We start from the raw sequence: 3675 nt of genomic DNA on the forward strand, positions 1-3675 counted from the left end.
CTTCCTTAGTGATCCGCAAGAGGCGGTCGCGAGGATGAACCTCCAGCAGCAGCATCGTGTCGCCATTGCTCAGGATTGGCGTCACGGCGTAGTCGACGGTCAAGGTCTGGCCGGTGAGGGCGGTGAGCATCGCTTCGCGCTTGGTGAACGGGTGTGCCTGCTCGACTGCCTGGCGCAGGGAGTTCAGCGCTTCGGTGGACTCGGTGAACAACTCACTGATGAACTGCCCATGGCTACGCTGGCCGCTGATGGCCAGGAGCATTTCCGCCGCCGGGTTCATGTACTCGAGGCGCAGTTCGGCGTCGAGCAGGATGGTGGCGGTGGTCAGGTTGTCGAGTAGCAAGCGGTGTAGTGCGTCGCTAATGGTCATAGTAGGGCGTGCTCACCGTAAATGGCGAATCGCGTTGGCGCTGTGATCGCGCCAGGCAAGGCGTAGGACGCAGAGAATGGCGTTCCCTTTTCAAGTCCTACAACGCAGCATGGCGCGATCACAGCGCCAACCCGAAGGGCAAAGCCCCACGAGACGCAATCCGTCGTTATTCGTCGTTCATTTGGAGCAACCAAACTTCTCTCCTCATGCCTAGTCTTGCGTCTCGTGGGGCTTTGCGCGATCGCCATTTACGGTGAGCACGCCCTACTCCCTCTTTTGGAGCAGGGCAGGCGCATGAATAACGCGCCGGTATGAGGAAAATGCAAAAACCAAACCAAGGCTCCGAAAAGAAGCGTTTAGAGCCTGAAACGGGCGTTTTACGCTCGTTTGCATGGCGTTCTGCCAGTTTTTTCGAGTACTTTCGAACCAAAATGGGCTGAGATGTGGGTATGGTGCAGATGTTTGCACCAATATAGTGCGCAAACCTGAACGAGGTTAGAAGAAGGGCAAGAAGGCGCTTTTTTCTTCTTCAGGCTTGTCTTTAAGGGGGCATTCCGGCCGTTGGCCGTAGTCGGTGAGGGTGCAGGGTTTGACCTGGCGTTTCTGCGCCAGGGAAATGCGCAGCATATGGAACGGTTGATTGGCCGTGCGTTCGACGGTGCGGCCCTGTTCGTCGAGGATTTCCACCGACAGGTTGTGACTGCCGCGGTCGATATTGCTCAGGGCGAACACCGGGCTGGGGCCGGGCTCGGCGGTGGGCTGGCCGTCCAGCAGTAAACGGTAACGATGACCCTGTTGCAGGCCGGGTTCGCTGGTAACGCTGACGATCAACTCACCGGCACTGCTACGGATCGTGGCATCCGGTTCCGGCACCAGCACCCGAAGCATGTCGTAATGAAACAATGGTTTGGCGGGGTTTGTTTTCGCGGCGGTCATGGGCGCTGCGCCACTCGGGTTGGCTGACATTCGATTGCTTGTCGCCAACGGCACACGTTTGGCATTGCGGGCGCCCGGCTGATCGGTGAAGACCCGATTACCCTGAGCGTCGATATATGTGAAGACCTCGGCCATCGCCGGCAGGCTGACCAGGCACGCGAYCAACAGCCAGGCCCTCAAGGTTTATGCACCCGTTGCACGGTGAGCGTCACGGTGGGGCTCTGTTGCACGACGTTTTGCCCGTCGATCACCTGAACCGCAAGGTTATGTTCGCCACGGTCGATGTTCACTAGTTGCAGGGTCGGCACGTTGCTCGGCTGGCCGTAGGGTTGACCGTCCAGTAACAGCCTCAATCGATGAGTGCCTTGCAGGCGTGGATTGATCAATACGCTGACGGTGAACGTGCCGTTGTTGGCGCGCAAGGCTTCTTCGGTGGGCAGGCCGCTCAGCTCCAGCACCTGATAGGCGCTGTGCGGTTGGTCACGGCTACTGGCTTGCGGCGGTGCTACGGGTTCGCTGGGCGACTGACGCTCGACGCTGTTGAGCGGTGGCAATTCGACCGGCCGGGCTTTGACGCCGTCGGGCGGCTGATTGCTGTAGGCGGTGTTGCCATTGGCGTCGGTGTACTTATAGATCTGCGCAGCGGCGGGCAGGGCGATCAGTACGAGCAGGCATAACAACAATGAGCGCATTGCAGGCTTCCATTGGCCGTTGGGCAAGTGTCCGGCCCTGTTCCGTTCGTGGCGACTAAGCGCTGAGCATAGAGCACATCAGCGCATGTCGGCAGGCCGGCTCAGCGGCTGGCGCTGCACAACTCAGCGCTGGCGCGTACCTTGGCGAGCTCGCGCAGAGATACTTGGGTGCCGGTTTTATTGGCCGTGGCCAGCCAGGACGGGCACTGCGGGTCGTTGCGATAAGGGCTGAAATCGGCCAGTTGTTGCAGCAGGCGTTTTTGTAACTGATCAAGTTGCGGGCGGATCTGCCCGACGAGGTCGGGCCGAGGATCGTCGGGTGCCTTGCCTTGCGCATGCCAGTCAGACAAATGCGCGTATTGCACCAGTTTGTTGGCCTCGATCTGCGCCGAGAAGAACTGTTCGACGGCTTCGTTGCTCAATTTATAAGCAGGTGCCAGGGCAACGGCGCCGGCAATCACCTCGCGCTCGCGCTGACGGTCCTCGACGGGTTTACCGCTGTCCCATTTGCTCAACGCGACTTGATCGGCAATCGCCAGGCGCTCCTCTATGGTGCCAAGCAGTGGGGCGAGGGCGGCAGGTGCCGGGCTGGCGAAAGCGCTGTTGGCCAGCAGGGCAGTGAGCAAGGCAAGGGATGAGCGTAGGCGCATGGAGGATCTCGACTTTATCGGGTGAAGGCCATGATGCACGCAACCGGGCATTCGATGACAGACGTTCGCCCACAAAAAAGGCCTCCCGAAGGAGGCCTCTCTTTTGTCACGCTGCGTAGTGCAGCGCTACCGGATCAGCAGCTGTAGTACAGCTCATATTCCAGTGGGTGTACGAAGGTACGAACCTTGATTTCTTCTTCGCTTTTCAGAGCGATGTAAGCGTCGATGAAGTCGTCGCTGAAAACGCCGCCTTTGGTCAGGAACGCACGACCTTTGTCCAGCTCTTCCAGGGCTTCTTTCAGGCTGCCGCAAACTTGTGGGATCTCTTTCGCCTCTTCAGGCGGCAGGTCGTACAGGTTTTTGTCAGCTGCATCGCCAGGGTGGATCTTGTTCTGGATGCCGTCCAGGCCAGCCATCAACAGTGCAGCGAAGCCCAGGTACGGGTTAGCTGCTGGATCCGGGAAACGGGCTTCGATACGGCGAGCGCGAGGGCTGGACACGTAAGGAATACGGATCGAAGCGGAACGGTTGCGAGCCGAGTAGGCCAGCATCACTGGAGCTTCGAAGCCTGGGACCAGACGCTTGTAGGAGTTGGTCGACGGGTTGGTGAAGCCGTTCAGAGCCTTACCGTGCTTGATGATGCCGCCGATGAAGTACAGGGCGGTATCGGACAGGCCGGCATAGCCTTCGCCAGCGAAGGTGTTCTTGCCATCTTTGGCGATGGACAGGTGAACGTGCATACCCGAACCGTTGTCGCCGTACAGCGGCTTAGGCATGAAGGTCGCGGTGCGGCCGTATGCGTCAGCTACGTTGTGTACGCAGTATTTCAGGGTCTGAACTTCGTCAGCCTTGGCCACCAGGGTGTTGAACTTCACACCGATTTCGTTCTGACCGGCAGTCGCCACTTCGTGGTGGTGAACTTCGATGGTCAGGCCCATTTCTTCCATGGCGTTGCACATGGAGGTACGGATTTCGTGGTCGTGGTCGAACGGCGGAACCGGGAAGTAGCCGCCTTTGACGCCTGGAC

At 59.3% G+C, this 3675-nt stretch carries 5 protein-coding genes; all 5 read right to left on the reverse strand.

Annotation, left to right across the window (positions count from 1 at the left end):
• Positions 1–370, reverse strand: a 370-nt coding sequence (locus AC1DLB_RS24660) for a PAS domain-containing protein (RefSeq protein WP_477785808.1), incomplete at its 3' end; no start/stop codon positions are given.
• 495 nt (positions 371–865) lie between these two features.
• Entirely contained in the window at positions 866–1486 is a 621-nt protein-coding gene (locus AC1DLB_RS24665) for a DUF4124 domain-containing protein (protein ID WP_477785809.1), read from the reverse strand.
• Positions 1483–1998, reverse strand: a complete 516-nt coding sequence (locus tag AC1DLB_RS24670) for a DUF4124 domain-containing protein (protein WP_018929199.1) — start codon at positions 1996–1998, stop codon at positions 1483–1485. The genes AC1DLB_RS24665 and AC1DLB_RS24670 overlap by 4 nt, the downstream gene beginning before the upstream one ends.
• 101 nt (positions 1999–2099) lie before the next feature.
• Positions 2100–2648, reverse strand: a complete 549-nt coding sequence (locus AC1DLB_RS24675; protein ID WP_477744129.1) for a chorismate mutase — start codon at positions 2646–2648, stop codon at positions 2100–2102.
• A 134-nt stretch (positions 2649–2782) separates the two neighbouring features.
• The coding region (gene glnA / locus AC1DLB_RS24680) for a type I glutamate--ammonia ligase (protein ID WP_477785810.1) at positions 2783–3675 on the reverse strand (893 nt) is incomplete at its 5' end.

Source organism: Pseudomonas sp. 05N434, from assembly GCF_056396965.1.

Excerpts from the sequence above, each read along its gene's own strand:
- AC1DLB_RS24670 (WP_018929199.1), bottom strand. The coding sequence starts at position 1,998 with ATGCGCTCATTGTTGTTATGCCTGCTCGTACTGATCGCCCTGCCCGCC.
- AC1DLB_RS24675 (WP_477744129.1), bottom strand. The coding sequence starts at position 2,648 with ATGCGCCTACGCTCATCCCTTGCCTTGCTCACTGCCCTGCTGGCCAAC.